Below are 25,971 nucleotides of genomic sequence, written 5' to 3'. Positions count from 1 at the left end.
TCACAAACGTAACCCCGGCGTCAACGCCAATCCCCGCACCTGCTCGAGGGTCAGTGTCGGCTCCGGGCGCTGCTGCGGCAGGCGGACGCCCGTCTGCTGCAGCACCCCGCTGTTGTTCGACCAGAACTGCACCTGCGCCTCCGGTGCGCCCAGCGCCACGCGATGGGTCGTGACGTCGCCGGTGCGCAGTGTCGACAACCACAAGAAGCCCTGCGGGGTCGGTTCGGTGCGGCAAAGGATCTCCTCCGGATCACCGCACGGCGGGCCGCCCGAGTTGCCGCTGGGCACGATCAGGATGTACACCGACCCGGAACCCCGTGCGTCGGTCACCCGGACCCCCATGTGGAACAACGCGTCCCGGGGCGCGTCCCCGGCCGGGTCGGCGATCAGGTGGAACGGGTCCGCCGGCGGGGTCTCCCCCGGGATCGTCAACCGGGTGATCTGCGCGTCCGGCGGCAGCAGCGCGCGCACCGCGCGCCCCACCACGCAGCTCAGCCGATCGACCAGGGCCGCGCGCGTGTCCGAAGCCGCCGGGCACGGCGTGTTCGCGACGTCGTCCCGGTGCGGCAGCACCACCACCGCCAGCGCCAGGGCCAGCACGATGACGGCCGAGGCCACCGCCGCCGTGAGCAGGTGCTGCCGGCGGGACCGGCGGGCCGCGGCGAGCACCGCGGCCCCGGACAGGCCGATCGGGGGCTCGTCTTCGGTCACGTACGCCGTCAGCAACGACCGGACCTCTTCCATCACCACTCCTCTCCGGTCTGCGACGGCAGGGCCGCCCGCAACGCTTCGACCCCGCGGGCCGTCTGGGACTTGACCGTTCCTTCCGCGATCCCCAGCAGCGTCGCGACTTCGCTCACCGGAAGGTCTTCGAGGAACCGCAGCACCACCATCGCCCGCTGCCGGGGCGTCAGCCAGCGCTCGCTCCACGTCGAGCCGCAACGACGTGTCCCGGCCCGGTGGCGACTCCCCTTCCGGCACCGAAGACGTCACGTACTCGCGTCCGGAAACCCGGCGCCCGGCCAGGAACAGGTTCAGCAGGATGCGGCGCGCGTAGGCGTCGACCGTGCCCGGCCGGACCCGGCGCCAGCGCCGGTACAGCTGGACGAACATCGCCTGGACCAGGTCTTCGGCCGCGTGCCAGTCCCCGCAGAGCGCGAACGCCACGCGGCGGAACCGCTGGACGCGCGCGGCGAAGTACTCGCTGAAATCGAGGTCTCTCGCCACCCCACCCCTCCTTCTCCCCCTTACTAGTGCGCGAAGGCCCGGAAAGGTTCAAGCGTCCCCCGTGCGAGCTACGTGCAGGTGTCCCCCCGATGGTGACGATTCCCGGCCGCCGGCTCCCTAGCGTTCAGCACAGCCGCGGGACATCGGCCGCGGATTCGGCGAAGGGGTTCTCATGAGGCTCGTCTGGCAGCTGCTGGCCGTTGCGGCGGTCGCGTTCATCGGCAGTCAAGGTGTCGCCGTGGTGGGCGCGAATCCCTGGCTCACCTTGGTCATCGGCGTCCTGACCGCCGCGGCCGGGGTCGCCGTCTACCGGTGGGTGGTGCGGCGGACCGAGCACCGGCCGGTCACCGAGCTCGCTCGGCCGGGTGCCGGGCTCGCGGCCGGTCGCGGGGTGCTGATCGGGATCGCGCTCTTCGGAGCGGTCATCGCGAACATCGCCCTCCTCGGTGACTACGAGGTCCGTGGCTGGGGCACCGTGGCGGGCGCGGCGGGCCTCGTCGGCTTCATGGCCGCCGCCGCGGTGACGGAGGAGCTGCTGTTCCGCGGCGTCCTGTTCCGGATCGTCGAGGAACGCACCGGCACCGGGATCGCCCTGGTGCTGACCGGGGTGCTGTTCGGGCTTTCGCACCTGTTCAACCCGGACGCGACCCTGTGGGGGGCCATCGCCATCGCGATCGAGGCCGGTGGCCTGCTGACCGCCGCGTACGTCGCGACGCGCAAGCTGTGGCTGCCGATCGGCCTGCACTTCGGCTGGAACTTCGCCGGGGCCGGGATCTTCGGCACCGTGGTCTCCGGCAACGGCACCCCGCAGGGACTGCTGGACGCCGTGACGTCCGGACCGTCGATCGTCACCGGCGGCGCCTTCGGTCCGGAAGGAAGCCTGTACTCGGTGCTGTTCTGCGTCCTGGCGACGACCGCGTTCCTGTGGCTGGCCCGCCGGCGCGGCCACCTGATCCCGCGCCCCAAGCGCGCCGAGCGGGTCGACACCGTCACTACACTCGCCCCGTGATCGATCACCGGCGGCTCCTGGCGCGCTGGCGCCGGGTGGACCCCGTGCTCCGCGATCTCCTGCTCGGCCTGCTGTTCCTGGCATCGGCGTTCGTGCCCGCGCTGCGGAACCACGGGACGGAGCTCGGCGGCCTGCCGACACGCCCCTTCGACGCGCCGGCCGTCGGGGTGCTCCTCCTCGAAACCCTCCCGCTCGCCGTGCGCAGGCGGTGGCCGGTGCTGTGCCTCGCCCTGGTCTCGCTCGGCTTCGCCCTCGACCAGCTCCGCGGCTACCACTCGGCCGCGGGCACCGCGCTGGCCGTGGCCCTGGTGAGCGCGGGCGCCTACCTGGACCGGCGCCGGCGCACCACCGCGCTGCTGTTTTCCGCGGCGTACGTGCTGCTTGCGGTCGTTCTCTTCCGGTTCGGGTCCGAGCCGGTGGTGGAGTTCGGCACGTTCTACCTCCTGCTGGTGTTCGCGTGGGGCATCGGCGCGTGGCTGCGTTCCACCCGGGTGGCGGAAGCGGATCGCCGCCGTCGCGTCGCCGAGGACGCGCTCGCCGCGGAACGCACCCGCATCGCCCGTGAGCTCCACGACGTCGTCACCCACCACGTGACGGCGATGGTCGTGCAGGCCGAGGCGGCCCGGTACCTGACCGCCGCACCGGACCGGCTCGACGGGACGCTGACCGCGATCACCGACACCGGCCGGCGGGCCATCACCGACCTGCGGCACCTGCTCGACCTGCTCAACCCCGACCACGGGCCGGAGACCAGGACACCGTCCCCCGGCGGGCTCCTCGCGCTCGTCGAGCACGCCCGCCAGGCCGGGCAGCCGGTGGAGTTCACCGAGGAGGGCACGCCCGCGGAGTCCGCCGGCAGCGCCGACCTGGTGGCCTACCGGGTCGTGCAGGAAGCACTGACGAACGCCCTCAAGCACGCCCGTGGCAGCCGCACCTCGGTGGAAGTGCACCACGGCGAGCGCGAAATCGCCGTGGCGGTCAGCACGGCCGGTTCCGGGAGCACGTCGCCCGGCGGGAGCGGCCGCGGTCTCGCCGGGCTCCGGGAACGGGTCGGCGTCCTGGGCGGCGACTTCAGCGCGGGCCGCGACGGCGCCGGTTTCACCGTGTGCGCCCGGATCCCCACCGGGAACCCCTCGTGAGCGCGCCGATCCGGGTCCTGGTCTGCGACGACCAGATGCTGATCCGCACCGGGCTGGTGACCATCATCGGCGCCCAGCCCGGTTTCGAGGTGGTCGGCGAGTGCGGGGACGGGCGGGCCGCGGTCGACCTCGCCGGCCGGCTGCACCCGGACGTCGTGGTGATGGACGTGCGCATGCCGGTGCTCGACGGCATCGAGGCCACCCGCCTGCTGGCCGGGGCCGGGGTGCCGCACCCGGTCAAGGTGCTCGTGCTGACGACGTTCAACCTCGACGAGTACGTCTACGAAGCGCTGCGCGCGGGCGCGAGCGGGTTCCTGCTCAAGGACGCGCCGCCGGACCAGCTGCTGCACGGGATCCGGACCGTGGCCACCGGCGCGGCGCTGCTGGACCCGGACGTGACGCGCCGCCTCGTCGGCCGGCACGCCGCCCGGATCCGGCCCGCCCCGGGCGCCGCACCGAAGGTCCCGCTGACCCCCCGTGAGCTGGAGGTCCTGCGGCTGCTCGCCGACGGCCTCTCCAACAGCGAAATCGCCGAACGGCTCGTGATCAGCCAGGAAACCGTCAAGACGTTCGTGTCGCGCATCCTCACCAAGCTGGACCTGCGCGACCGCGTCCAGGCCGTCGTCTACGCCTACCGGCACGGCTTGGTGACGTGAACGGGCCTCCCCGGCAGGAGGCCCGTTCCCACGACCGGAACTACATGTGCACGGCGCCGGGCGCCGCCTCGCCCTTCGGGACGCCCGGGCGCAGCAGCAGGCCGCTGAGCACCGCGCCCGCCACGTAGATCACCGCGGCCCAGGTGAACGCCGTCGTGTAGCTCTCGATCGACGCCTCGGCCGCCAGCTGCGGCGTCGGGGCCTTGCCCGCGATGTAGGCCGCGGCCGCGTTGCCGGCCAGCGTGCTCAGCAGCGCGGTGCCGATCGAACCGCCGACCTGCTGCATCGTGTTCACCGCGGCCGACGCGACGCCCGCGTCGTGGGCCTCGACGCCGAACGTCGCGACGCTCATCGCCGGCGCCATCGCCAGCCCGATGCCGAGGCCCATCACCAGCAGCGGGCCGAGGACACCGGAGGCGTACGTGCTGTCCAGGCCGATGCCGCTCAGCCAGAACAGGCCCGCGGCGGCGATCGCCATGCCGGTCGGCACCAGCGGCCTCGGGCCGAACCGCGGCAGCAGCACGGCCGTCGCCGTCGTGGCCGACAGCATCAGCGTCGCCACCATCGGCAGGAAGCCGAGGCCGCTCTGGATCGGCGTGAACTGCAGGTTCTGCTGCACGTAGAACGTCAGGAACAGGAAGATCGCGAACATCCCGATGGCGAGCAGGAACATCGCCAGGTACGAACCGCCGCGGTCCCGGTCGAGCAGCACGCGCAGCGGCAGCAGCGGGTGTTCGACGCGCTGCTGCAGCCAGACGAACACGCCCAGCAGCACCACACCCGCGGCCAGGAAGCCCCAGACCGACACCGAAGACCACGAGTCCGACTCGGCGTTGGCGAAGCCGTAGACCAGGGCGAACAGGCCGGCCGACGCCGTCAGCGTGCCCGGCAGGTCGAGCTTCGGCCGCGGGCCGGCGTCCTTCTGGTTGCGCAGCAGCACCGAGCTGCCGGCGAACGCGATGACGGCGAAGATGATGTTGACGAACATGCACCAGCGCCAGTCGAGGTACTCGGTGAGCACACCGCCGAGCAGCAGGCCGACCGCCGCGCCGCCACCGCCGATGGCACCGAACACGCCGAACGCGCGGCCGCGCTCCTTCGGGTCGGTGAACGTCGTGGTCAGCAGCGAAAGCGTGGCGGGGGCGAGCAGCGCGCCGAACACGCCCTGTGCCGCCCGGGCGACCAGCAGCATCTCGATGTTGGTCGCGAAGCCCCCGAGCGCGGACACCGCGGCGAAGCCGGCCAAGCCGACGAGGAGCGCGTTCTTGCGGCCGAAAAGGTCCGCGATCCGCCCGCCGAGCAGCAGCAGGCTGCCGAACGCGAGCGCGTACGCCGTGACGACCCACTGCCGGGCGTCAATGGAAAAGCCCAGGTCGAGCTGGGCCGAGGGCAGCGCGATGTTCACGACGGTCGCGTCCAGCACGACCATCAGCTGCGCGATGCCGATCATCACCAGGATCAGCCAGCGTCTGGCGTGGTGGGGGTTTGCGCCGGCGCGCGCGTCCCCCGGCGGCGCGACGGCGAGTGTGGACTCGGGCATGGAGTGTCCTCACAGAAAGTGATCAAAAGACTATGTGGAGTAGGTATCTCCCCTTACGCGTCCCAAGGTACACAAGAAGCGGAGAGGGCGCCTCTACTTCAAGAGCTAGACTGGACGGCATGGCACGGGACGCTGGTCCCGCCGCACCGGCGCGGCCGCTGCGGCGTGACGCTGAACTCAACCGCCGTCGCATCCTCGCGTCGGCCCGCGAAGTGTTCGGCCGGCGCGGGCTCGAAGCCACGCTGGACGACATCGCCCACCACGCCGGCCTCGGCGTCGGCACGGTCTACCGCCGCTTCCCCAGCAAGGAACACCTGGTCGAAGCGATGTTCGCCGAGCGGATGGCGGAAATCGGCGACCTCGCCGTGGAAGCGCTGAAGGCCGATGACGCGTGGCAGGCGTTCGTCGACTTCACGTGGAAGGCGGCCGAGCTGCACTCCGCCGACCGCGGGCTGCGCGAGATCATGCTGTCCAACAAGTTCGGCCACGAGCACGTCGCCGAAAAGAAAGCCCGCATGGTGCCGTTGATCACACAGCTCATCGAGCGCGCCCAGGCGGCCGGCGGGTTGCGGCCGGACTTCGCCCCTTCGGACATGGCGATGGTGCACATGATGATCGGCTCGGTGGTGGAGTTCACGTGCGCGGTGGACCCGGGCCTCTGGCGGCGGTCCCTCGCCATGCTGCTCGACGGGCTCCGCGCCGAGCCCGGCACGCCGTCGGCGCTGCCCCACCCGCCGCTCGACGAGCAGGAGATCGAGGAAGCGATGTCCTGCTGGCGCCCCTGACTCAGGCGCAGTTCGCCAGGGCCCGGGCGACGTCCCGGCGGAACTCCTCGTCGTCGAGAAACAGGTCGCAGCCGCCCAACCTGGCGAACCGGTCGTCCCTGGCCAGCAGTTCCCGCAGCACCGGCGCGACCTCCGCGGGCAGCGGACCCAGTTTCGCCAGCGCCCGCATCGCGTCGGTCGCCGCCCACCCGATCTGCGCCGCGTCGACGTCCGCCAATGCGCGCAGCAGCACCGGAAGCGCCTCCCCGACGTCCCCGGTGACCCGTGCGGTGGCGTAAGCGACAGCCACTTGGTCGCGAAGCCCTTGCGGCTTGTACGCGCGCAACACGCCTTCGAGCGGCGCGCCCAGCTTCCCCAGCGAAGCCCCCCAGCCGACCGACTTCGCGTCGCCTTTGAGGATCCCGGGCTGCAGCAGCGTCACCGCGAGCGAAGAGTCACCGCCGAGCCGGGCCTGAGCCGTCGCCGCGGCGCGGCGCGCGGCCAGCGGCAGCCTGTGACACCTCGCGGTCGTCTTCAAGGCGGCCATCGACAGCTCGTCGTCGGCGCCGATCTCGGCGAGTGTGTCGGCGCACAACTCCACGGTGATCGGATCCCGGGCGTCGAGCTGCTGTGCCAGGTGGGGGGCCGCCGCCGCGCCCACCGGACCCCACGCCTGCAGCAGTCGGGTCAGCGGGTACACCGTGAACCGGTGGGTCCTCGGGCCCAGCCGCCCGCAGATCCACGGCAGGAAATCGGCCGCGAACTCCGGGGCGTCCGCCAGCACCTGGTGCGCCCCGGGTGCGCGAAACGGGGTCCAGAGGTCGTGGGTGCGCGGGCTACCGACCGTGCTGAGCACGGTCTCGCGCTGGTCGAACCGGGACAGCAGCGGCTCCACGCATCGGCGGTCTTTCAACCTCAGCAGCGCCCACAACGCGTAATCGCGGACCTGGTCGTCGTAGCCGACGGCCGTCTCGTCGGCCACGAGGCCGAAGAGCCGGTCGGCGTACTCCGCGGAAGCCGGCGCCACCCCGGCGAGCAGCGCGGCCGCCGCGCCCCGTTCCGGCCCGTCCAACGCGGCCGCGACCACCGGGAGCAGCTCTGCGGTCGCCGATGGCCGGCGGGCCACGATGCCCGCCGCCACCCACAACGCCTCGCTCTGCCGCTCCGACCGCGCCACCAGCCCGGTCAGCACTTCCGTCCGCAGTCGCGGGGACAGGTGCGCGGCGACCCACACGACCACGTGCCCCGGCGCGTCGAAACCGTAAGCACCCACGAAGGCCGACAAGTCGCCGCACAACGCCTCGACGAGGCGGCCGACCTGCGCCGCGCCGGTGCTCCGCGCGATCGAGACCAGAGCCGCGACGGCGATCGCGGGGGTTTCGTTCCGCTCGGCCAGCCACGGCAGCACGTCCTCGCCACCCAGCTCGCCGATCGCGAGCAAGAGCCCCACCCGGACCGGCTCGGCCCGTTCCACGGGCCAGAGGTCCAGGAGCACCGGCAGGACGGCGGGGTCCGAGGCGGCCCCCAAGGCCAGCGTGGCCCCTTGCCGGACCCCGTGGACCGAGTCGCCGAGCAGGGCGGCCAGCCGCGGCACCGCCGCCGCCCACGCGGCCGGCCAGCGCTCGTCCGCGGCACCCTCGGCGTGCACGAGCTGGCTGACGACGTCGAGCACCTCGTGGCGCAACCGGGCGGTGCCGTCCTCGGCGTGGGCGAGCAGCTCGGGCAGAGCTTCGGCGGCGGCCGCGGTCCGGCCCGGCAGCACGAGCTCGTCGATCAGGCCGAGGTAACCGTCGTTCTGGTTCCCTTCGGCCAGTTCGCGCAGCCAATCGCGCCAGTCCGGCCGCTCCTCGTCTCGGGTCATTGGCGCAGCGTAACGAGACTCCCCTTGCGCGCCCCCGGCTTACTCGGACGGGATGACCGCCCACATGATCAGGTAGGCCACGAACTGCGGCCCGGGCAGCAGGCAGGACAGCACGGCCAGCAGCCGCACGGTGCCGGGCTTCATGCCGTACCGCTGCGCCAGGCCCGCGCAGACGCCGCCGATCATGCGGCCGTGGCGGGGGCGGGACAGCCTGCGGGTGACCGGTGCGCTCATCGTCGTTTCCCTTTCCTCGAAGTTCGATACCTCCACTCCACCACCGGAGTACCCGCTTCCGCATCGCTCGCGGGATGGATCGCTCCCTTAGGGGACGGCAAAAGCGAAAATCGTTCAGGACGTCGGGGAAACCCGCACACACGCTCCGAAATCCGCCTGAACAGCCGGTTCGTGCGGGGCAATCCGGAGAATATTGAGAGATGTCCCCGTCAGGGCTGGTTTTTCCGCGCGATGTGGTGATACTTGCACCCCGTGTACCCGCGTCCGAAAAGCTTGGCCGTCGCGATGCTCTGCGCCCTCCTCGCCGGTGGGTGCGCCACCACCCAGGCCGCGCCCGAGCGGGATTCCGGGCCCACTCCGCTGACCGCCGCCGGCGCGCTCGGCGACTTCGGGGACGTCGACTACTGCAGCCTGCTGAACGTGCCCGAAGTGGCGCCCGGCGCGGTCGCCGTCCCGACGTTCGAGAGCTGCCACGCCACCGCCGGCCCGCGCACGATCCTCGTCGGGCCACTGGCCTTCGACTCCGACCCGAACATCAAGCCCTACGACTACCCCGGGCCGGTGCCCGAGGGCGTCGCGGTCCAGCAGTCGATGTTCAACGACCGCAGCGCCTGCACCCGCGCGATCACCTTCGCCGACGGCAACCGGCTCGACCTCTCGGTCACCGACGACGCCGGCGACCAGGCCGCCCGCTGCGAGGTGGCGGACGCCGCCGTCGGTTCGGCGCTGGCCGCGATCACCGCGCACAAGGTCGGCCGGCTGACGTTCCCGGACCGCTCGTGGGGCCGGGTGGCACCCTGCGCCCTGCTGGACAACCCCGACCTCGACGCGGCCGCCGGCCCCGGCAGCCAGCCGGCGACCGGGCTGTCCGGGCACAGCTGCATCCGCGGCAAGGTGAGCCTGAAGCTGACGGTGGAGACGGCGGCGCCGGACGGTCCGTCCGAGCAGCTCGGCGGCCGCGACGCCCATGTCCGGGCGGCTGACGCGTTCTGCCTGGTCGACACCACCCAGCCGGCCCCGGGCCTGCCGGGACGCCGCGAACTGGCGGAGATCAGCGTGGTCGAAACGGCAGGCACGGCGGGCGACGGCACGTGCGCACTGGCCCGGAGCGCGGCGGCGGTGATCCTCCCCCGCCTCCCCACCCCCGGACAGCCGTGAAGGCCACCCCGGTTTCCCGGGATGGCCTCCACGAACTCCGGGCTCAGTCCTCGTAGGTGAGGTTCTTGCCGTTCGACGGGTCGAACAGCTTGATCTTGTCCGCGTCGTACCAGACCTCGAGGTCGGCGTTCTCCGCCGCCGACGACTCCGCCGAAAGGCGCGCCACGACCTGGGACTCCCCGCCCGGCACGTCCGCGGACCCGCTGTCCGCGGCCAGTTCGGCCAGCTCCGCGGCGGTGGCGGCTTCGCCCTCCAGCGTGAAGTGGGCGAACTTCTCCGAGCCCATCGACTCGAGCACGTCGATGTGCGCGGTGAACGTGCCGCCGCCCGTCTTCTGCCCGGCCTCGACCAGCGCCGCGTCCTCGAAGTGCTCCGGCCGGATGCCGACGATGACGTCGCGGGGCGCGTTCGCCCGCTCCACCAGCTGCCGGACGCGGTCGGTCAGCGGCGTCGTGCCCAGTGCGCTGCGCAGCTCGTTGTTCTCCAGCGTCGCCGGGACGAAGTTCATCGACGGCGAGCCGATGAACCCGGCCACGAACAGGTTCGCCGGGTTGTCGTAGAGGAACTGCGGCGAGCCGATCTGCTGCACGTACCCGGCCCGCAGCACCACGACCCGGTCGCCCAGGGTCATGGCCTCGGTCTGGTCGTGCGTCACGTACAGCGTCGTCGTGCCGAGCTGCTTCTGGATCTTCGACACCGACGTGCGCATCTGGCCGCGGAGCTTGGCGTCCAGGTTGGACAGCGGCTCGTCCATCAGGAACGCCTTCGGGTTGCGGACGATCGCCCGGCCCATCGCGACGCGCTGGCGCTGGCCACCGGAGAGGTTGGCCGGCTTGCGGTCCAGGTGCGCGGTCAGGTCGAGGATCGTCGCCGCTTCCTCCACCTTCGCCCGCACGGTCTTGTCGTCGACCTTGGCCAGCCGCAGCGGGAAGGCCATGTTCTCCCGGACGCTCATGTGCGGGTAGAGCGCGTAGGACTGGAACACCATCGCGATGTCCCGGTCCTTCGGGGCCTTCTCGTTGACGCGCTGCCCGTCGATGCGCAGCTCGCCGGAGGTGATGTCCTCCAGCCCGGCCACCATGTTCAGCATGGTCGACTTCCCGCAGCCGGACGGGCCGACCAGGACGAGGAACTCGCCGTCCCCGATGGTCATGTCCACTTCGGACACGGCGAGGGCGCCGTCGGGGTACTTCTTCGACACCTTGTCGAGCACGATCTCTGCCATAGCGCTACCCCTTCACCGCACCGGAGGTCAGCCCCGCCACGATGCGACGCTGGAAGAACAACACGAACACAATGATCGGGATGGTGATGACGACCGCGGCCGCACTCACCTGCCCGGTCGGGTCCTCGAACTGCGAGGCCCCGGTGAAGAACGACAGCGCCGCCGGCACCGTGCGCGACGCCGTGGTCGACGTCAGCGAGATGGCGAACAGGAAGTCGTTCCAGCAGAAGATGAACACCAGGATCGCCGTGGTGAACACGCCCGGCGCGGCCAGCGGCGCGATCACCCGGCGGAACGCCTGTGCCGGCGTCGCGCCGTCCATCTTCGCCGCCTTTTCCAGTTCCCACGGGATCTCCCGGAAGAACGCCGACAGCGTGTAGATCGACAGCGGCAGCGCGAACGTGATGTAGGGCAGGATCAGCCCCGGCCACGTGTCGAACAGCCCGATGTTCCGCTCGATGTTGAACAACGGCGTCACCAGCGACACCTGCGGGAACATCGCGATCAGCAGCGACAGCCCGACGAGCAGCTGCTTGCCGGGGAAGTCGAGCCGGGCGACCGCGTACGCGGCCATCGTGCCCAGCACCACCGCGATCAGCGTCGAGATGATCGCGATGCCGATCGAGTTGACCAGCGCCAGCAGGAACTCCGACGTCTGGAAGATGTCCGCGTAGTTCTGCCAGGTCCACGCCTGCGGGATGAAGCTCCCGTCGGTCAGCGTGTCCTTGGTCTTGAACGACAGCGAAACCACCCAGAGCACCGGCACCAGTGCGAACACCAGCACGAGGATGTCGACGAGGCCCCACCTGACCTTGCGGCCCGTCGTGACGGTTCCCATCGCCATCAGCGCTTACCCCCGTTGTCGGATCCGGGTGCGGCGGTGCCGAACACCTTGATGAAGAGGAAGGCGATGATCGCCACCGTGATGAAGATCAGCACCGCCATCGTCGACCCGATGCCGAGGTTGAGCCCCTTCACCAGGTTGTCGTAGGTCTGCATGGACACCGATCCGGTGTCCTGCGCGCCGTTGGTGAGCACGTAGATGTTGTCGAAGATGCGGAACGCGTCGAGCGTGCGGAACAGCAGCGCCACCAGGATGGCCGGCTTCATCACCGGCAGCATCACCTTCGTGAACCGCTGCCACGCGGTCGCGCCGTCCATCGCCGCCGCCTTGAGCAGGTCGTCCGGCACCAGCGCCAGGCCGGCCATCAGCAGCAGCGCCATGAACGGCGTGGTCTTCCACACCTCGGCACCGATGATGATGAACAGCGACGGCCACTGTTCGGTCAGCGGCGCCGCGTCGGACGCCAGCATGTTCGCCAGGTACCCGGTCTTCGGCGTCCACGCGTAGTACCACGAGAACGCCGCGACGACCGTGACGATGCCGTACGGGATCAGCGCGACGGTGCGGACCAGGCCGCGGCCGACGAGCGTCCGGTGCATGATCAGCGCCAGCGCCATGCCGAGCACGAACTCGATCGCCACCGACACCACGGTGAGGAACATCGTGGTGCCGAACGCCGTCCACCAGTACGAGCTGGACAGCACGGCGGCGTAGTTGTCGAAGCCGATGAACTGCTGCTGCGCCGGGAACCGCAGGTCGTACCGCTGCAGCGACAGCCAGACCGAGTAGAGGATCGGGTAGCCGGTGACCGCGATCATCACGACGAACGCGGGTGCGCACAGCCACAGCCCGAGCCGCCGCTCGGCCTTCTTCCCTTCGGAGAGGGCGGGTTTGCCCTTCTTGCCGGCGGTCGCCTGCCCGGCGACCGTGGCCCCGGCGGTGCCGGCCGGGGTCGAGTCCTGGACGGTCACGGGATCACTCCCTTCGACTGGAGCGCGTTGTCGAGCTCCTCGCGCAGCTTGTCCGCGGTGGCCTTCGGATCGATTTCGGACGGCGGCGACAGGACCTTCGACATCACCGTCGACATGTTCTGGTACGCCGGGGTCAGCGGCCGCACCGCGGCGGTCTTGAGCGCGGCGAGGATCGCTTCGCGCATCGGGTACTGGCTCGCCATGTTCGGGTTGTCGGCCGACGCCGGCTTCCCCGGATCGAGCGGAACGTCGTTGTGGTACACCGATTCGATGCTCGGCGGCACACCGTCGTTGATCGCGGAGATCTTCTGGCTTTCCGGGCTGCGCAGGCACAGCGCCGCCTCGAACGCCTCCGGCTTGTGCTGCGAGTAGGTGCTCACCGCCAGGTCGAACCCGCCGATCGTGGTCCGGGCGGGCACGCCGGGCGCGGCCGCCGGGTAGACCGCCCACTTGAAGTGCGGGAGGTCCGCCTTCTTGTCCTTGGCGTAGGCGGCGTAGACGTACGGCCAGTTGAGCTGGAACGCGGCCTGGCCGCGCTGGAACGCCTGCCGGATGTCGTCTTCCTTCATGTTGCTCAGCGACGGGTCGGTGAGCCCCGAGGTCGACACCTTCTTGAGCAGTTCCAGCGCCTTCACGGCGCCTTCGTCCATCACCACGGACTTGCCGTCGTCGGACAGGATGTGCCCGCCCATCGACGCGACCAACGTGTTGTAGAAGACGACCAGGCCTTCGTACTGCGCGCCGGTGAACACGATTTCGTAGGGCTTGCCCTGCCCCTTGAGCTCCTGGGACTTCTGCATCATTTCGTCCCAGGTCGCCGGCGGCTTCGGCGTCACCCGGTCGTCGTACCAGAGCAGCTGCACGTTGGTGTTCTTCGTGGCCGCGTACAGCTTCCCGTTGTGGGTCGCGGTGTCGAGCGGCCCCGGCAGCACGCCCCGGGACGCCTCCGCCTTGTTCGCGCCGGTCCATTCCTCGGCCCAGCCGGCTTCGGCGAACTCCGAAACCCAGGTGACGTCGAGCCCCAGGATGTCCATGGCGGTGTCGCCCGCGGCCAGCCGGCGCGCCATCTGCAGCCGCTGGTCGTCCGACCCGCGCTGCAGCTTGTTGTAGATGATTTCGTACTTCCCGGCCGCCTTCACGTTGCAGGCGTCGACAACTTTCTGGAAGTTGTCCTCGGGCGACATGTAGATGTTGATCTTCATCCCGGAACTCGTCCCGCACCCGGCCAGCATGCCGGTCACCAATGCCCCTGCCCCCAGCAGGATGGCGGTGCGGCCGGGCGAACGTCCTCGTTTGCCCGCGCCGATCCTCTTCCCCATAAGGCCTCCTCACCCGCGTGCACGCCGGTTACCGCGGCACCCGGTGGGCACCGCGACGCGATGAGGCGAAACCGCGCCAGCACCCCGACGTGCTAGTGCTCGGGCCGCCGCGCTGGTGGGGCGAGGCCGCCCGACTGGTGTCGGCCAACTTATGCCGGGCGATCACACCCCGCAAGCAGTATCGGTAACGATTCAGCGCACCGCGCGTCGAATCGTGATTTTTCCCTGGTAGGGGTCGGGTTTCTCAGGGGTTCGCGGACGGCGGTTTGAGCGCCAGCTTGGCCAGCAGTTCCCGGCCCTGTTCGGCCGAGCGCGGCTGGCACAGGACGTCGTAGCGACCGGCGACGAGCTGGCTCGCCGAGGAGAAGTCCCGGCGGCCCCGCGACATGCTGTACCCGATCGCGGCGAACATCAGCCCGGACAGCACCCCGAGCACCAGCCCGGTGAGCACCTGCAACGCGAACCCCTGGTTGACGAACAACCCGAGCAGCAGCCCCGCGAACAGGCCGAACCAGGCCCCGGACACCGCGCCGGTGCCGAGCACGCGGCCCCAGCTGAGCTTGCCGATCACGCGCTCGACGAGCATCAGGTCGACCCCGACGATCGTGACGTCGCCGACGGCGAACTCGCTGTCGGCGAGGAAATCGACCGCCTTCTGCGCCTCGCCGTAAGTCGCGTACGACCCGATCGGCCAGCCGGTCGGCGGGGTCGGCAGCCGCGGCAGGCCACCGGGCGCCCGCCCCCCGCCAAAGGGACTACTCACCATCATCACCTGCGCACTCGTGGGTCCGGGCGTCCATCTTGTCAAGAACACCCGGACCGTGCGAGCCGCTTACCCCGAAAGGCCGGGCGGTCGTTTGTCGACAGAGCGACAAACGTCGTTCAGGACCGCGATTTGTACTCCCGCAGCAGCCCCCGGCTGATGATGGTCTTCTGGATCTCGCTGGTGCCTTCGCCGATCAGCAGGAACGGCGCCTCGCGCATCAGCCGCTCGATCTCGTACTCCTTCGAATACCCGTAACCGCCGTGGATGCGGAATGCGTCCTGCGTGACCTCCGCGCAGTACTCCGACGCGATCAGCTTCGCCATCCCGGCCTCGACGTCGTTGCGCGCGCCGGAGTCCTTGAGGCGGGCCGCGTTCACCATCATCAGGTGCGCCGCCTCGACCTTGGTCGCCATCTCGGCCAGCTTGAACGCGACGGCCTGGTGCTCGGCGATCGCCTTGCCGAACGCCTTGCGCTGCTGGGCGTACTCCACCGCGAGCTCGAACGCCCGGATCGCGATGCCGCAGGCGCGCGCCGCGACGTTGACGCGGCCGACCTCGACACCGTCCATCATGTACGCGAAGCCCTTGCCCGGCGCCTCGCCGAGCACCATGTCGGCGCCGATCTTGTAGCCGTCGAAGACCGCTTCGGTCGTGTCGACGCCCTTGTAGCCCATCTTGTCGATCTTGCCGGGGATGGTCAGCCCGGGCGCCACCTCGCCGAAGCCCTCCGGCTTCTCGACCAGGAACGTGGTCAGGTTCTGATGGGGTTTCTCGGCGCCTTCGTCGGTCTTCACCAGCAGCGCGATGAGGTTGGACGACCCGCCGTTGGTCAGCCACATCTTCGAGCCGTCGATGACGTAGTGAGCACCGTCGTCATCACGCCGGGCCTTGGTCTTGATCGCGGCGACGTCCGAGCCGAGATCGGGCTCCGACATCGAGAACGAGCCGCGGACCTCGCCGGTCGCCATCCGCGGCAGGAAGTGCTGCTTCTGCGCCTCGGTGCCGTGGCGGGAGATCATGTGCGCCACGATGAAGTGGGTGTTGATCACGCCGGACACGCTCATCCAGCCCCGCGCGATCTCCTCGACGACCAGCGCGTAGGTCAGCAGCGACTCGCCGAGCCCGCCGTAGGACTCCGGGATGGTGATCCCGAACAGGCCCATCTCCTTCATGCCCGCGACGATGTCGGCGGGGTAGGTGTCGGCGTGCTCGAGCTCCTGCGCGTGCGGGATGACCTCCTTGTCCACGAACTGGCGGACGGTCGCGAGGATCTCCGACTGCACGTCGGTCAGGCCGGCGGTCTGGGCGAGACGGGCCATCACGGCTCCCTTTCCGGAGTAGGACGCCGCTCCCGGCGCTGGGTTACCGGTGAGTATGACCGGAAAGCCGTCACCCTGCTATGAGGGCGCTCACGCTCAGCGGGTCCGGCCCCGTAAAGTGCGGCGGGGAGGGGAGAGATCATGACTTACCCGCAGGACCCGAACAACCCGTACGGCCGGCAGTACCCGCCCTCGGGCGGCTACCAGCAGCCCGGTTACGGCCAGCAGTACCCGAGCGGCGGCTACCCGCCGCAGTACCAGGGCTACCCCGGGACGCCAGGTCCGCCGCGAGAAGGTTCGGGCCTCGCGGTCGGCGCGCTGGTCTGCTCGATCCTCGGCATCTTCCTGTGCGTGCTGGTGACCGTCGCGGGCATCATCATGGGCCACATCGCCTACGGCAAGGCCAAACGCGGCGAGGCCGAGGGACAGGGCGTCGCGATGGCGGCGATCGTCATCGGGTACGTCGGGATCGCCCTGGGCATCGGCCTCACCATCCTGTTCATCTCGATCGCCGCCGCCAACGGCGCCTTCCACTGAGCGCCGGCCCGCACCGAGGGGACCCGTCATGACCGACCCGTCCGGGGACAAGGACCGCCCGGTCGCCGACCCGACCGTGGCGTACGACCCGCCGCCGGCCGCGGATCAGGCACCGTACGAGCCGGAGAACTACGACCCGCCCTCGCCCGACGCCACGATCGCCGCGGCGGCGCCGGCGGACACCGCGGACACGACGGTCGCCGAGACCCCGGCCGCCGGGACTTCGGCCGCCGAGACCCCGGCCGCCGGGACGCCGGTGGCGGCCGAGGCAACCGTCGCCCCGGAGCAGCCCGGTCCGCTGCCGCCCGGCGCGTACGAGACCCCGGCCGCCTACATCCCCGGCACGCCGTTCGCCGCCCCCGGCGAGCCGCAGCCGGTGTACCAGCCCACGTTCCAGCAGACCCACCAGCAGCCCTACCCGCCGGCGTACGGGCGCCCGTACGCCGCGCCGGCGCCGTTCGGGCAGCCGTACCCGGGACAGCCGCGCGCGCAGGACAACGCGCTGGCGATCGGTGCCCTCGTGTGCTCGATCCTCGGCTTCTGCTCCGGCATCACCGCCCTCGCCGGGCTGATCATGGGCCACGTCGCGCTGAGCAAGACCAACCGCGGCGAAGCGGGCGGCCGCGGGCTGGCCACGGCCGCCGTGATCGTCGGCTACGTCGTGATCGCGCTCTGGGTCGGCTTCATCACCACCCTGATCATCCTGGGCTCGAACGGCTACCTGAGCAGCTAGTCCGCCGACGGCAGCACCGCGTCGCCGGGGCTGCGCGGCGACGGCGCCGGGTGGCCGTTCACCTCCGGCTTCGCCTCGGCCGGTTCCGGCTCGGCCTCGGGTTTCGGCGCCGGGACGGCCGCCTTCGGCGTCTGCGCGTCGAGGAACCGCAGCAGCTCCACCGGGAACGGCAGCACGAGCGTCGAGTTCTTCTCCGACGACACCTGCACCACCGTCTCGAGCAGCCGCAGCTGCAGCGCCGCGGGCGTGTCGGCCATCTGCGCGGCCGCCTGCGACAGCTTGTACGACGCCTGCAGCTCGCCGTCGGCGGAGATGACGCGCGCGCGCCGCTCCCGCTCCGCTTCGGCCTGGCGCGACATCGAGCGCTTCATCGCCTCCGGGAGCGCGACGTCCTTGATCTCGACGCGGTCGATGTGGATGCCCCAGTCCAGCGCCGGGCTGTCGATCATCAGCTCCAAGCCCTCGTTGAGGCGCTCGCGGTTGGACAGCAGGTCGTCGAGCTCGCTCTTGCCGATGATCGAGCGCAGCGACGTCTGCGCGACCTGGCCGACCGCCGACCGGTAGTCCTGCACGTTGACCGCCGCGACGACCGGGTCGATGACCTTGAAGTAGACGACCGCGTCGACGCGGACCGTGACGTTGTCGCGGGTGATGCCGTCCTGGGCGGGGATCGGCATGGTCACGATCTGCATGTTGACCTTCTGGAGCCGGTCCGCGAAGGGCACCAGCACCTTGAGGCCGGGTTCCGCGACCCGCGACCGCACCCGGCCGAACCGGAAGACCAGACCGCGTTCGTACTGCTTCACGACGCGCACGCTCGACGCGAGCCAGACTCCGCCCGCGAGGACGACGGCGCTGAGGATCTCCACCAGCATGACTGCTCCCGGGGTTGCGTTTTCCCCTTGAAAGCCCAGCGTACGCCCGCCGGGAAGCTGACGAAACGCACTGGACACGGCGGCCAGGCTGGGGTGGTGACCGACCTCCGCATCCCCCCGCTGTTCGCCGCCCGCGCGCCCCGGGTGCTCGGCGACGGCGCCGTCCCGTGGCTGGCCGCCCTGCCGGAGCTCGCCGCGGAGTACGCCCGGAAGTGGGGCCTGACGTTCGAGGGCGAGGCGATGCACGGCTACGTCGGCGTGGTGCAGCCCGCACGGCTGCCCGATGGCACGCCGGTGGTGCTGAAGCTGGGCTGGCGGGACACCGAATCCGCCGACGAGCCGCTCGCACTGTCCACATGGGCCGGTCGGGGTGCGGTGCTGCTGCTGGATTCCGCGCCGGACGACGGCGTCCTGCTGCTCGAACGGCTCGACGCCGGGCGCACCCTCGACGACCTGCCGCTGCGGTCGGCGCTCCCGCTCATCGGCGGCCTGGCGCAGCGCTTGGCCGTCCCGGCGCCGGCGGCGATGAGCCGGCACCTGCGATCCGAGGCGGCCCGGCTGACCGGGGAACTCCCCCGCCGCTGGGCCGAACTCGGCGAACCGTTCGACCGGCGGCTGGTCGCCGACGCCGTCGCGATCTGCCGCGAGCTCGGGCCGTCGGCGGGTGAACTGCTGGTGAACGAGGACCTGCACTTCGAGAACGTCCTGGCCGGCTCGCGGGAGCCGTGGCTGGTGATCGACCCGAAGCCCCTGGCCGGCGACCTCGAGTGGGGCGTCATCCCGCTGTTCTGGAACCGCTTCACCGAATCCACATTGGACGAGCGGTTCGCGCTGATCGTCGCTTCGCAGGAGCTGGACGCGGCGAAGGCGCGGGCCTGGACGCTCGTGCGGGCCGTGCAGAACTGGATCTGGATGCTCGAGGAGCAGCTCGCATCGGGCGAGAACAGCGACGACCCGGCCTTTCTCACAGTGGCGGAAATCGCTCCGTGGGCAGCCAGCCGATAGTGTCACCGGCATGGCCGGGGTCAACAGGGTTTTCGCAGCTCAGCTGTCCGGGTTGCCGGTGTTCGGCCCGGACGGCGAGTCGATCGGCCGCGTCCGCGACCTGGTCGCCGGGCTGCGCCTGGACGCCCAGCCGCCGCGGATCCTCGGCCTGGTCGTCGAGCTGAGCACCCGGCGGCGCGTCTTCGTCCCGATGCTGCGCGTCACCTCCATCGAGCCGTCCGCCGTGACGCTCGCCACCGGCTCGGTCAACATGCGCCAGTTCAACCAGCGGCCCAACGAGGTCCTGGTGCTCGGCCAGCTGCTCGACGCGCACGCCACCCTCGCCGGGTCGGACACGCGGATCACCGTCGTCGACGCCGGGATGGAGCCGACCCGCACCCGCGACTGGGTCCTGGCCAAGCTCGCCATCCGCGAACGGCGGGTGGGGCTGGGCCGCCGCCGCTCGCCCATGCAGGTGCTGCCGTGGTCGGAGGTCGCCGGGCTCGGCCTGACCGACCTGACCGGCCAGCCCCAGGGCGCCGGCCAGCTGCTCGTGCTGTTCGACACGATGCGCCCGGCCGACATCGCCGCGACCGTGCGCGACCTGCCGCTCAAGCGGCGGCACGAGGTCGCCGACGCGATGGACGACGAGCGCCTCGCCGACGTCATCGAGGAACTGCCGGACGACGACCAGAAGGAACTGCTGGCCTACCTGGCCGAGGAGCGCGCGGCCGACGTCCTGGAAGCGATGAACCCCGACGACGCGGCCGACCTGCTGGCCGAGCTGGCGCCGGCCGACCAGAGCCGGCTGCTGGAGCTGATGGAGCCGGAGGAGTCGGCGCCGGTCAAGCGGCTGCTGGAGTACTCGTCGGACACCGCGGGCGGCCTGATGACGCCGGAGCCGGTGGTGCTGACCCCGGACACGACGATCGCCGAGGCGCTGGCCCACATCCGCAACGCCGAGCTGCCGCCGGCGCTGGCCAGCATGGTGTTCGTCTGCCGGCCCCCGACCGCGACGCCGACCGGGCGCTACGTCGGCGTCGTCCACTTCCAGCGGCTGCTGCGGGAGCCGCCGGCGGAGCTGGTGGCCAGCGCCGTGGACACCGGGCTCCCGCCGCTGAAACCGGGGGCCTCGCTGGCCGAGGTCACGCGGTACTTCGCGGCCTACAACCTGACCTGCGGGCCGGTCATCGACGCCGAGGACCACCTGATCGGCGCGGTGACCGTCGACGACGTCCTCGACCACCTGCTGCCCGAGGACTGGCGGGAGACCGGGCTGCACGACACCTTGGAGGAAGACCGTGCCTGAGCTGACTTCGGGACGGCGGCTCGACCAGCCCCGCGGCCAGAACCGGTTCAGGCTGAACATCGACCCGGACACGTTCGGCAGGCTGTCCGAGCGGCTGGCGCGGTTCCTCGGCACCGGGAAGTACCTGTTCTGGCAGACGCTGCTCGTCATCGTGTGGGTCGTGCTGAACATCACGGCGGTCTCGCTGCAGTGGGACCCGTACCCGTTCATCCTGCTCAACCTGGCGTTTTCCACGCAGGCGGCGTACGCGGCGCCGCTGATCCTGCTCGCGCAGAACCGGCAGGACGACCGCGACCGCGTCTCCCTGGACGAGGACCGCAACCGCGCGGCCCAGACGAAGGCGGACACGGAGTACCTGGCCCGGGAACTGGCCGCGCTGCGCCTGGCGGTCGGTGAGGTGGCGACGCGCGACTACCTCCGCAGCGAGCTCGACCGGCTCCGGGAAGACCTGTCCATCCAGCCCAGGAAGTCCCGCACCCCTACCGGTACGTAACATGGACGGGGTGACCAGTACGCAGCAGCTCCCCAGCGTCGATGACGTCCGCAGCGCGCTGAAGAGCGTGCAAGATCCCGAGATCCGGAAACCCATCACGGACCTGGGGATGGTCAAGGACGTTGTCGTCGGTGACGACGGCGTGGTCACGGTCGGGATTTACCTGACGGTGGCCGGCTGCCCGCTCAAGGCGACGCTGACCGCGGACACGCAGGCCGCCGTCTCGAAGCTCCCGGGCGTGGCCGACGTCCGCGTCGAGCTGGACGTGATGAGCGACGAGCAGCGCACGGAGCTGCGCAAGTCCCTGCGCGGCGACGCGGCGGAGCCGGTGATCCCGTTCGCCCAGCCGGGCTCGATGACCCGGGTGTACTGCGTGGCGTCGGGCAAGGGCGGCGTGGGCAAGTCGTCGGTGACGGTGAACCTGGCGGCGGCGATGGCCGCCCGCGGGTTGTCGGTGGGTGTCGTGGACGCGGACATCTACGGCCACTCGATCCCGCGCATGCTCGGCGCGCGCGAGAAGCCGACGAAGGTCGACACGATGATCATGCCGCCGCAGTCCCACGGCGTGAAGGTCATCTCGATCGGCATGTTCACCCCGGGCAACACCCCGGTGATCTGGCGCGGCCCGATGCTGCACCGGGCCCTGCAGCAGTTCCTGGCGGACGTGTTCTGGGGCGACCTGGACATCCTGCTGCTGGACCTCCCCCCGGGCACCGGCGACATCGCGATTTCGGTGGCCCAGCTGATCCCGAACGCGGAGATCCTGGTGGTGACCACCCCCCAGCAGGCGGCGGCCGAGGTGGCCGAGCGAGCGGGCGCGATCGCGTTGCAGACGCGTCAGCGGGTGGCCGGCGTCATCGAGAACATGTCCTGGCTGGAGCAGGCGGACGGGTCGCGCCTGGAGCTGTTCGGGTCTGGTGGCGGCGCGACGGTGGCTTCGTCGTTGTCGAAGTCGATCGGCTCGGAGGTACCGCTGCTGGGCCAGGTCCCGATGGACCCGCGCGTGGTGACCCAGGGCGACGCGGGCACGCCGATCGTGCTGTCCGAGCCGGAGGCACCGGCCTCGGTGGTCCTGAGCGACGTGGCGAAGAAGCTCTCGGTCCGGGCGCGCGGGCTGGCCGGGATGATGCTGAACGTGACGCCTGCCGGTCGCTGAGCGGCGCCACCGACGACCAAACTCCCCCGCCCTCGGCGGTGGCCTACTTTGCCCTGGTGGAAGCAGGGAAGCGGCCCGGCGGGTCGGGGTCAACTACCGGACCGCCAAACGCTGGCGCGCCGAGGCAGCCCAGGCCGCGGCGGCTCCGTCGGCGCCGGCGGAGGTGTCGTCACGATTTCTCAGCCTGCAGGAGCGGGTCCGGATCGCCGACCGGGTCCGCCAAGCCCGGGATCTGGCTGCGGGCTATCGCAGCCGAACTGGGACGGCCGGAGTGGCAGATGTGCTGCGAAACGATCTACCAAGCCCTGTATGTGCAGGCCCGGGGCGGGCTGCGGCGCGAGGTCGCCGGGTGGCTGCGGACCGGCCGCATCAAGCGGCGGCCCCCATGAGCGCCCGGATCAGCGGCGGCCGCGGATGGCCACCCCGATGGTGATGATCAGCGACCGGCCACCGGAGGTGGCGGATCGGGCGGTCCCCGGGCACTGGGAAGGCGACCTGATCATGGGTGCCCTCAACCGCTCAGCGATCGGCACGCTGGTCGAACGCACCACCCCGCTACGTGATGCTGCTGCACCTGCCTGAGGGCTACACCCCGCCCCTGGTCCGGGATGCCCTGATCGCCAAGATCGCCAAGATCGCCACGCACCCGCACGCACCCTGGCAACGCGAGTCCAACGAGAACACCAACGGCTTGCTCCGCCAGTACTCCCCCAAAGGCACCGACCTCTCGATGCACACCGCCGAACACCTCGACACCGTCGCCACCGAACTCAACGACCGGCCCAGAATGACCCTCAACTGGCAGTCTATCGGGCCTACCCGACGGAACACCCGAAAAGGCCGCCGCCTGCCCGGCTTGTCCACATCACGGCTGCCCTGTGAACGGCCGGGCGTCGCGCCGGTGGCTGTAGTGGATGAGGCCCGCGTTGAGCCTGGCCACCTGGTCGTACAGCGCGCGAGCCGGGGCGTCCTCGAGCGTGTTCCAGTACAGGCCCGGAAAGCCCTGCTCCTCGGCGTCCCGCGCCACCCACTCGATCATCGCCCTCGCCACGCCCCGGCGACGAGCCGCGGCGTCGACGAACAAGTCCGCCAGGTAGCACTTCCCCGCGTACCAGACGCTCGCGTGGAACAGGTAGTGCGCAATCCCCACCACCTCGCCGTCCATCCGGGCGGCGATGCCGCGGATCCGCTCGTCGTCGAACAGGCGCCGCCAGGTGCGTTCGTAGGCTTCGTCGCTGCGTGAGACGTCGAAGTACGCGTCCTTGCCACGGGCCAGGACTTCCCAGCGGACGCGGTCGGGTTCGGTGAGGAAATCGATGCGGACTATGTCGCGTCCGGGTCGATCGGCGGGCGCTCGCCCGGCTTGAGCGGCTCCGGTGCGGATTGGGTCTGGCCGGCCAGGTAGCCGTTCGAGCCGTTGGTCCCGTTGGCCGGCGTGCTGCTGCCGTTCGTGATGCCCTTCAGGCCGAGCGGGTCGGCGTCGCCGTCGAAGAGGTGCTGTGTCACGACCCGCTTCGGGTCGAAGTTCCGCAGTCCGCGGAGGTCTTCCAGCGGCTTGCGCAGCTGGTCGAACTCCGGGCCCATCTCTTCGCGGAGCTGCTCCTTCGCGCCGGTCGCGAAGTCGCGGACCTTCTTCACGCTCTTCGCGAGCCAGGACGCTGCTTCGGGAAGCCGTTCCGGGCCGAGGATGAACAGACCGGCGATGATGAGGACGAGGATCTCCCCCCATCCGACACTGTCGAACACCCGTCTACCTCCACTCGGAACCTACCCGCCCAGGGTACCCGCCACCCGCCGCACTCCGGCAGGCCGAACGCGGGAACTCAGTCGGAAGCCAGGGTTACGTCCACGACGAAGCTCGCGCCGTCGCGCGCCAGCGACACCGGGACCACTTCGCCGACATCGTGCGCGCGGACCGCGACCGTCAGTTCCGCGGAGTCGCGGACGAGCCGGTTGCCGATCTTCGTGATCACGTCGCCCTCCTTGATGCCCGCGTTCGCGGCCGGGCCGCCGGGCGCGACGTTCTTCACCTGGGCACCCATCGTGGACGAGCCGGCGACCGTCGACGACGCGTTGATGCCGATGTCGGCGTGCTGGACCTTGCCGTCCTTGATCAGCGCCTTCGCGATCTTGATCGCGTAGTCGCTCGGGATGGCGAAGCCGATGCCGATGCTGCCGCCGTCCGCGCCCGCCGAGCGGATCGACGAGTTGATGCCGACCAGCGCGCCGGTGGAGTCGACGAGCGCGCCGCCCGAGTTGCCGTGGTTGATCGCGGCGTCGGTCTGGATGGCCTCGTAGGTGACCGGCGCGGCGCCGTTGTCGCCGCCTGCGGTGATCGGCCGGTTCAGTGCGCTGACGATGCCGGCGGTCACCGAGTTCTGCAGCGCCAGCGGGGAGCCGATCGCCATCACGGTGTCGCCGACCTGCAGGTCCGCGGACTTGCCGACCTGCAGCACGGTCGGGTTGGTGACGTTGACCTTCACGACGGCGAGGTCGGTCTTCTGGTCGCCGCCGACCAGCTTGGCTTCGGTGCGGGTGCCGTCGATGAAGACGGCCGTGACCTTGACGCCCGGGTCCGCGGCGGCGGAGGCGATGACGTGCTCGTTGGTGAGGATGTAGCCCTGGGGGTCGATCATGACGCCGGAGCCCTGCTCACCGGACTCGGCGCCGGGCTTGAACACCTCGAGCGAGACGACGGCGGGCGCGACGCGCTTGGCGATCTCGGCGACGGACCCGGCGGGGCGTTCCTTGCCGGCCTCGGCTTCGGCGATGGTGGCGGAGCCGGTGAGCTCGGTACCGGTGTCGGCGACCCACCAGCCGACGAGGCCGCCGGCCGCGCCGACGAGCAGCGCGACGACGCCGAGCAGGACGAGCGCCTTCGGCTGCACACGCCGTCCGAAGAGCACTTCGGGCAGGCTGAGCAGCGCGCCGGGCGGCCGTTTGGCGGGCTTCGCCTCGTCCTCGGCGGCCATGGCGGGCCCGGCGAGCACCGCGGCGGCCCCGGGATCACGCCAGGGATCACGAGTACCGGTCCACAGGGGCGGTTCGGCGTCCGGCACGTCACCGGTGGCTTCCCGCGGCCGTTCGAGCAGCACACCCTCGGCCCCGGGCGGCCGCCGGAAGGCCTCGGCGAGCGACTCGGGCGCGGGCGGGGCGAGGTTGACGCCGTTGGTCTTCGGCGGCGAGTAGAGCTTGTCGAACGCGCCATCAACCCCCTGCGGCCTGCCGAACACGGCGGCCTGCGCCGGATCGACGGCCGGCCGCGCGAGCGGCCGCGGGCCCAGCCGATCGGCTTCGCGCGCGCCGGGCTGCTCGGGATTCTCGTTCGGCTCGGTCATCATTCCCCGGTGCAGAAGATCAGGTGGCTGGGCGTGACGATACCCAAGCCCAGTGCTCCGAGTCTGCCGGTCCAGGGGTGAAGTGGCTGTTTCTTGAGCCACTTGTCCACAGGGTCACGGCGATGTGGACAAAACGGCCTGGAGGGGCTTTGAACGGGGCTTTTCGTCCGAGGGTGGCGATAGGCTGGACAAGGGCACGCCCCCCAGGGAGGGCGGGGCTGCGCCGGGCCTGCCGGGCCGGGACTGCGCTGGGGCCGGGTTGCTGGGCTGGAGCGAGGCCGCCTTGCAGCGAGACTGCACTGGCGCGAGGCCGCACTGGGCCGCACTGGCGCGAGGCTGCGTTGGGACCGGTCGGCGGGAGTAGGCAGCCAAAGCTCGCTTTCCTGCCGCTCGCTCAACCGGGCCCCCAGCCGAGCGAGCCGGAACTCAGGTCCTCAAGCACGCCCACCCTGCGCCTGGCTGTGCGCCGCACTGCGCAAGTCCGCCGTCAACGCCAGGGCGCGCCATCACCACC

General features: G+C 70.8%; 25 protein-coding genes and 2 pseudogenes. 12 read left to right on the top strand and 15 right to left on the bottom strand.

The annotated features are described in order from the left end of the window. Together ACFVYA_RS20785 and ACFVYA_RS20780 are read right to left on the bottom strand one after the other, a co-directional pair. The gene (locus ACFVYA_RS20785; protein WP_387047062.1) at nt 1-744 is read right to left on the bottom strand and encodes a hypothetical protein; all 744 of its coding nucleotides are present in this window, start codon (nt 742-744) and stop codon (nt 1-3) included. Beyond that, nucleotides 744-1,227: pseudogene (locus ACFVYA_RS20780) on the bottom strand (SigE family RNA polymerase sigma factor). Before ACFVYA_RS20780 ends, ACFVYA_RS20785 begins: the two are co-directional and overlap by 1 nt. A 172-nt stretch (nt 1,228-1,399) precedes the next feature. Between ACFVYA_RS20780 and ACFVYA_RS20775 the strand changes: the two are divergent. The 3 genes from ACFVYA_RS20775 to ACFVYA_RS20765 are packed head-to-tail and all read left to right on the top strand — an operon-like array spanning nt 1,400 to nt 4,031. Further along, on the top strand, nt 1,400-2,236 hold the full coding sequence (locus tag ACFVYA_RS20775) for a CPBP family intramembrane glutamic endopeptidase (RefSeq protein ID WP_387047061.1): 837 nt from the start codon (nt 1,400-1,402) through the stop codon (nt 2,234-2,236). Beyond that, complete coding sequence (locus tag ACFVYA_RS20770) at nt 2,233-3,375, top strand: histidine kinase (RefSeq protein WP_387047059.1); 1,143 nt, start codon at nt 2,233-2,235, stop codon at nt 3,373-3,375. The genes ACFVYA_RS20775 and ACFVYA_RS20770 overlap by 4 nt, the downstream gene beginning before the upstream one ends. Continuing rightward, nucleotides 3,372-4,031 (top strand): response regulator, encoded by a 660-nt coding sequence (locus tag ACFVYA_RS20765; protein WP_387047058.1) that lies wholly within the window; start codon nt 3,372-3,374, stop codon nt 4,029-4,031. Before ACFVYA_RS20770 ends, ACFVYA_RS20765 begins: the two co-directional genes overlap by 4 nt. A 40-nt stretch (nt 4,032-4,071) precedes the next feature. Here ACFVYA_RS20765 and ACFVYA_RS20760 read toward each other — a convergent pair whose 3' ends face one another. Beyond that, nucleotides 4,072-5,571 carry an MFS transporter gene (locus tag ACFVYA_RS20760; protein WP_387047056.1) on the bottom strand — a complete coding sequence of 500 codons (1,500 nt, stop codon included), beginning with the start codon at nt 5,569-5,571 and terminating at the stop codon, nt 4,072-4,074. A gap of 119 nt (nt 5,572-5,690) precedes the next feature. Between ACFVYA_RS20760 and ACFVYA_RS20755 the strand changes: the two genes are divergently transcribed. Further along, nucleotides 5,691-6,356 (top strand): TetR/AcrR family transcriptional regulator, encoded by a 666-nt coding sequence (locus tag ACFVYA_RS20755; protein WP_387047054.1) that lies wholly within the window; start codon nt 5,691-5,693, stop codon nt 6,354-6,356. A 1-nt stretch (nt 6,357) separates the two neighbouring features. On the opposite strand, the gene ACFVYA_RS20750 is transcribed toward ACFVYA_RS20755, so the two are convergent. Together ACFVYA_RS20750 and ACFVYA_RS20745 are read right to left on the bottom strand one after the other, a co-directional pair. Beyond that, nucleotides 6,358-8,196: a HEAT repeat domain-containing protein gene (locus ACFVYA_RS20750; protein WP_387047052.1), complete on the bottom strand. Its 1,839-nt coding sequence runs from the start codon at nt 8,194-8,196 to the stop codon at nt 6,358-6,360. 39 nt (nt 8,197-8,235) lie between these two features. Continuing rightward, nucleotides 8,236-8,430 (bottom strand): PspC domain-containing protein, encoded by a 195-nt coding sequence (locus tag ACFVYA_RS20745; protein ID WP_285988455.1) that lies wholly within the window; start codon nt 8,428-8,430, stop codon nt 8,236-8,238. Nucleotides 8,431-8,715: 285 nt separating this feature from the next. On the opposite strand from ACFVYA_RS20745, the gene ACFVYA_RS20740 reads away from it, so the two are divergent. Continuing rightward, nucleotides 8,716-9,588 (top strand): hypothetical protein, encoded by an 873-nt coding sequence (locus ACFVYA_RS20740; RefSeq protein WP_387047096.1) that lies wholly within the window; start codon nt 8,716-8,718, stop codon nt 9,586-9,588. 43 nt (nt 9,589-9,631) lie between these two features. On the opposite strand, the gene ACFVYA_RS20735 is transcribed toward ACFVYA_RS20740, so the two are convergent. From ACFVYA_RS20735 to ACFVYA_RS20710, 6 genes are all read right to left on the bottom strand, one after another. Next, on the bottom strand, nt 9,632-10,813 hold the full coding sequence (locus tag ACFVYA_RS20735) for an ABC transporter ATP-binding protein (RefSeq protein WP_387047050.1): 1,182 nt from the start codon (nt 10,811-10,813) through the stop codon (nt 9,632-9,634). Nucleotides 10,814-10,817: 4 nt separating this feature from the next. Continuing rightward, on the bottom strand, nt 10,818-11,657 hold the full coding sequence (locus tag ACFVYA_RS20730; protein WP_285988452.1) for a carbohydrate ABC transporter permease: 840 nt from the start codon (nt 11,655-11,657) through the stop codon (nt 10,818-10,820). Then, nucleotides 11,657-12,628 carry a carbohydrate ABC transporter permease gene (locus ACFVYA_RS20725; protein WP_387047048.1) on the bottom strand — a complete coding sequence of 324 codons (972 nt, stop codon included), beginning with the start codon at nt 12,626-12,628 and terminating at the stop codon, nt 11,657-11,659. Before ACFVYA_RS20725 ends, ACFVYA_RS20730 begins: the two co-directional genes overlap by 1 nt. Beyond that, nucleotides 12,625-13,947 (bottom strand): ABC transporter substrate-binding protein, encoded by a 1,323-nt coding sequence (locus ACFVYA_RS20720; RefSeq protein ID WP_387047046.1) that lies wholly within the window; start codon nt 13,945-13,947, stop codon nt 12,625-12,627. Before ACFVYA_RS20720 ends, ACFVYA_RS20725 begins: the two co-directional genes overlap by 4 nt. Before the next feature lie 244 nt (nt 13,948-14,191). Further along, nucleotides 14,192-14,716 carry a general stress protein gene (locus ACFVYA_RS20715; RefSeq protein WP_167455155.1) on the bottom strand — a complete coding sequence of 175 codons (525 nt, stop codon included), beginning with the start codon at nt 14,714-14,716 and terminating at the stop codon, nt 14,192-14,194. A gap of 113 nt (nt 14,717-14,829) precedes the next feature. Next, nucleotides 14,830-16,032 carry an acyl-CoA dehydrogenase family protein gene (locus tag ACFVYA_RS20710; RefSeq protein WP_387047045.1) on the bottom strand — a complete coding sequence of 401 codons (1,203 nt, stop codon included), beginning with the start codon at nt 16,030-16,032 and terminating at the stop codon, nt 14,830-14,832. 141 nt (nt 16,033-16,173) lie between these two features. Between ACFVYA_RS20710 and ACFVYA_RS20705 the strand changes: the two genes are divergently transcribed. Together ACFVYA_RS20705 and ACFVYA_RS20700 are read left to right on the top strand one after the other, a co-directional pair. Beyond that, nucleotides 16,174-16,569, top strand: a complete 396-nt coding sequence (locus ACFVYA_RS20705; protein WP_387047042.1) for a DUF4190 domain-containing protein — start codon at nt 16,174-16,176, stop codon at nt 16,567-16,569. A 28-nt stretch (nt 16,570-16,597) separates the two neighbouring features. Then, nucleotides 16,598-17,302: a DUF4190 domain-containing protein gene (locus ACFVYA_RS20700; RefSeq protein WP_387047041.1), complete on the top strand. Its 705-nt coding sequence runs from the start codon at nt 16,598-16,600 to the stop codon at nt 17,300-17,302. On the opposite strand, the gene ACFVYA_RS20695 is transcribed toward ACFVYA_RS20700, so the two are convergent. Then, on the bottom strand, nt 17,299-18,177 hold the full coding sequence (locus ACFVYA_RS20695) for a slipin family protein (RefSeq protein WP_387047039.1): 879 nt from the start codon (nt 18,175-18,177) through the stop codon (nt 17,299-17,301). The two genes, ACFVYA_RS20700 and ACFVYA_RS20695, sit on opposite strands and share 4 nt — an antisense overlap. A gap of 93 nt (nt 18,178-18,270) precedes the next feature. Here ACFVYA_RS20695 and ACFVYA_RS20690 point away from each other — a divergent pair, with 93 nt between their 5' ends. From ACFVYA_RS20690 to ACFVYA_RS20670, 5 genes and pseudogenes are all read left to right on the top strand, one after another. Further along, nucleotides 18,271-19,182 carry an aminoglycoside phosphotransferase family protein gene (locus ACFVYA_RS20690; protein WP_387047094.1) on the top strand — a complete coding sequence of 304 codons (912 nt, stop codon included), beginning with the start codon at nt 18,271-18,273 and terminating at the stop codon, nt 19,180-19,182. Between the two features lie 10 nt (nt 19,183-19,192). Then, a complete protein-coding gene (locus ACFVYA_RS20685) occupies nt 19,193-20,470 on the top strand; it encodes a magnesium transporter MgtE N-terminal domain-containing protein (protein WP_387047036.1) in 1,278 nt (425 codons plus the stop codon). Next, nucleotides 20,463-20,963 (top strand): DUF1003 domain-containing protein, encoded by a 501-nt coding sequence (locus ACFVYA_RS20680; protein ID WP_387047033.1) that lies wholly within the window; start codon nt 20,463-20,465, stop codon nt 20,961-20,963. Before ACFVYA_RS20685 ends, ACFVYA_RS20680 begins: the two co-directional genes overlap by 8 nt. Before the next feature lie 10 nt (nt 20,964-20,973). Continuing rightward, on the top strand, nt 20,974-22,119 hold the full coding sequence (locus tag ACFVYA_RS20675; protein ID WP_285988442.1) for an Mrp/NBP35 family ATP-binding protein: 1,146 nt from the start codon (nt 20,974-20,976) through the stop codon (nt 22,117-22,119). 260 nt (nt 22,120-22,379) lie between these two features. Then, a pseudogene (locus tag ACFVYA_RS20670) lies at nt 22,380-22,927 on the top strand (IS30 family transposase); the annotation flags it as partial. Between the two features lie 57 nt (nt 22,928-22,984). On the opposite strand, the gene ACFVYA_RS20665 reads toward ACFVYA_RS20670, so the two are convergent. The 3 genes from ACFVYA_RS20665 to ACFVYA_RS20655 all read right to left on the bottom strand — a co-directional run bounded on the left by ACFVYA_RS20665 (nt 22,985) and on the right by ACFVYA_RS20655 (nt 25,460). Continuing rightward, nucleotides 22,985-23,395 carry a GNAT family N-acetyltransferase gene (locus tag ACFVYA_RS20665; RefSeq protein ID WP_387047092.1) on the bottom strand — a complete coding sequence of 137 codons (411 nt, stop codon included), beginning with the start codon at nt 23,393-23,395 and terminating at the stop codon, nt 22,985-22,987. A 47-nt stretch (nt 23,396-23,442) separates the two neighbouring features. Further along, nucleotides 23,443-23,865, bottom strand: a complete 423-nt coding sequence (gene tatB / locus ACFVYA_RS20660; protein WP_285988441.1) for a Sec-independent protein translocase protein TatB — start codon at nt 23,863-23,865, stop codon at nt 23,443-23,445. A 77-nt stretch (nt 23,866-23,942) separates the two neighbouring features. Beyond that, the gene (locus tag ACFVYA_RS20655; RefSeq protein ID WP_387047032.1) at nt 23,943-25,460 is read right to left on the bottom strand and encodes a trypsin-like peptidase domain-containing protein; all 1,518 of its coding nucleotides are present in this window, start codon (nt 25,458-25,460) and stop codon (nt 23,943-23,945) included. Nucleotides 25,461-25,971: the final 511 nt, after the last annotated feature.

The sequence above is a fragment of the Amycolatopsis sp. NPDC058278 genome (assembly GCF_042881395.1).
Lineage (GTDB): Bacteria > Actinomycetota > Actinomycetes > Mycobacteriales > Pseudonocardiaceae > Amycolatopsis.
The sequence above is the reverse complement of the archived record's forward strand: the minus strand, read 5'-3'. Positions and strand labels throughout refer to the sequence as shown.

Coding starts and splice junctions, on each gene's coding strand:
- ACFVYA_RS20785 (WP_387047062.1), bottom strand. CDS start 744: ATGGAAGAGGTCCGGTCGTTGCTGACGGCGTACGTGACCGAAGACGAG.
- ACFVYA_RS20775 (WP_387047061.1), top strand. CDS start 1,400: ATGAGGCTCGTCTGGCAGCTGCTGGCCGTTGCGGCGGTCGCGTTCATC.
- ACFVYA_RS20760 (WP_387047056.1), bottom strand. CDS start 5,571: ATGCCCGAGTCCACACTCGCCGTCGCGCCGCCGGGGGACGCGCGCGCC.
- ACFVYA_RS20755 (WP_387047054.1), top strand. CDS start 5,691: ATGGCACGGGACGCTGGTCCCGCCGCACCGGCGCGGCCGCTGCGGCGT.
- ACFVYA_RS20750 (WP_387047052.1), bottom strand. CDS start 8,196: ATGACCCGAGACGAGGAGCGGCCGGACTGGCGCGATTGGCTGCGCGAA.
- ACFVYA_RS20745 (WP_285988455.1), bottom strand. CDS start 8,430: ATGAGCGCACCGGTCACCCGCAGGCTGTCCCGCCCCCGCCACGGCCGC.
- ACFVYA_RS20740 (WP_387047096.1), top strand. CDS start 8,716: ATGCTCTGCGCCCTCCTCGCCGGTGGGTGCGCCACCACCCAGGCCGCG.
- ACFVYA_RS20735 (WP_387047050.1), bottom strand. CDS start 10,813: ATGGCAGAGATCGTGCTCGACAAGGTGTCGAAGAAGTACCCCGACGGC.
- ACFVYA_RS20730 (WP_285988452.1), bottom strand. CDS start 11,657: ATGGCGATGGGAACCGTCACGACGGGCCGCAAGGTCAGGTGGGGCCTC.
- ACFVYA_RS20720 (WP_387047046.1), bottom strand. CDS start 13,947: ATGGGGAAGAGGATCGGCGCGGGCAAACGAGGACGTTCGCCCGGCCGC.
- ACFVYA_RS20715 (WP_167455155.1), bottom strand. CDS start 14,716: ATGATGGTGAGTAGTCCCTTTGGCGGGGGGCGGGCGCCCGGTGGCCTG.
- ACFVYA_RS20710 (WP_387047045.1), bottom strand. CDS start 16,032: ATGGCCCGTCTCGCCCAGACCGCCGGCCTGACCGACGTGCAGTCGGAG.
- ACFVYA_RS20705 (WP_387047042.1), top strand. CDS start 16,174: ATGACTTACCCGCAGGACCCGAACAACCCGTACGGCCGGCAGTACCCG.
- ACFVYA_RS20700 (WP_387047041.1), top strand. CDS start 16,598: ATGACCGACCCGTCCGGGGACAAGGACCGCCCGGTCGCCGACCCGACC.
- ACFVYA_RS20695 (WP_387047039.1), bottom strand. CDS start 18,177: ATGCTGGTGGAGATCCTCAGCGCCGTCGTCCTCGCGGGCGGAGTCTGG.
- ACFVYA_RS20685 (WP_387047036.1), top strand. CDS start 19,193: ATGGCCGGGGTCAACAGGGTTTTCGCAGCTCAGCTGTCCGGGTTGCCG.
- ACFVYA_RS20655 (WP_387047032.1), bottom strand. CDS start 25,460: ATGATGACCGAGCCGAACGAGAATCCCGAGCAGCCCGGCGCGCGCGAA.